At 63.3% G+C, this 1,199-nt stretch carries 2 protein-coding genes; both read right to left on the bottom strand.

Going from position 1 to position 1,199, the window contains the following annotated elements:
* Positions 1–49 precede the first annotated feature (49 nt).
* Entirely contained in the window at positions 50–526 is a 477-nt protein-coding gene (locus tag EB084_26065; protein ID NDD31731.1) for a hypothetical protein, read from the bottom strand.
* Complete coding sequence (locus EB084_26060) at positions 523–900, bottom strand: hypothetical protein (protein NDD31730.1); 378 nt, start codon at positions 898–900, stop codon at positions 523–525. Before EB084_26060 ends, EB084_26065 begins: the two co-directional genes overlap by 4 nt.
* Between the last annotated feature and the right edge of the window lie 299 nt (positions 901–1,199).

Below are 1,199 nucleotides of genomic sequence, written 5' to 3'. Positions count from 1 at the left end.
CGCACGCCCGTGCGAAGGCCAGGAAGCTGCCTCCCCCTCCTTCGTGGGCTCAGGTGGGCGTCCATCCCGAGTTCTCACCGCCCGGCCCGAACAGCACGAGGTAGTCGCACACCACGCGACTGCCCGTGAGGCTGAAGCGGTCGAGTTCCGTCACCGCCCACCCCATCGACTCCGTGTCCGCGACGTTGTCGCACTCCACGACAGGCCGCCCCTTCTTCCCCTCGTGCGTCTCGCAGTGTGTGATCTCCGTCGAGACGGGGGCCCACACTCTGCGTCGGATCTTCGGGAACAGGAGCGGCCCACAGTAGAGGTCGGAGGCGACGTAGAACTCGCCTTCGCCCCCTCCCGTGGCGACGGAAGTGACTCTCGCCTCGGCGTTGTAGTTCAGGACGCTGCAGGCCAGCAGGATGATCAGAATCATGGCTTCTCCTTGCGGCTCTATCAGGGTCAGCACGACCCCCGTCACCAGACCGGCGGCCAGAACGACCTCCAGCACCTTCGCGAGCCTTAGCTGGGTGGCGATCATGACTCTCCCCCTTCGGGAGCCTTCGCCTCCGCGAGGCACCAGGTCGCATCGTAGATGTTGACCAGATCGACCCTCTCGTCCGAGAGCGCCAGGTCGATTGTCTGAAGCGGGCTGTCCTTCGGGAGAATCCCCCTCGTGTACCCGTACGTGTTCGTGTGCGGCTCGAGAGTCCTGTCCTTGTCTTCCACTTCGATCTCCTCGGCCCGGCCCACGTACGCTTCCCATGGGTCTGCGCCCCACTGGTTCATCTCGTAGTCGTCACCTGCGAGCTGCTCCGCGATCTCGGTGATCTCCTCAACTGTCGCGTCTTCAGGAGCGATGACGGTGACGTCCATCGAGCGCTCGAACGTGATGTGAAACTTCTTCATCTTCATGGCTTCTCCTTGTTGTTGCGTTCTTTCAGCCAGCGCATGCTGCGCCGCTTCTCCTCGCCGTTGATCATCACGAATGCTCTCGTCCAGCCGTCCCAGCGCCGGACGATGCGGAACGCCTCTCCCGTAGGGAGGGTGCCCCGTTCGACCTCTGTGAACGCGCTCATGGTGCAGTCTCCAGCGCGGCGACAAGGGCTTCGACTTCTGACAAAGCAAGTCGAAACTCTTGAGCGACAGGAAGTCCACAGGCCCACGCCCATCGCCCTTGCGATACCGGACTGACGTACCCAAACGGCTCGCCG

This window comes from Pseudomonadota bacterium, assembly GCA_010028905.1.
Taxonomy (GTDB): Bacteria; Vulcanimicrobiota; Xenobia; order RGZZ01; family RGZZ01; genus RGZZ01.
This window is presented reverse-complemented; position numbering and strand designations above follow the sequence as displayed.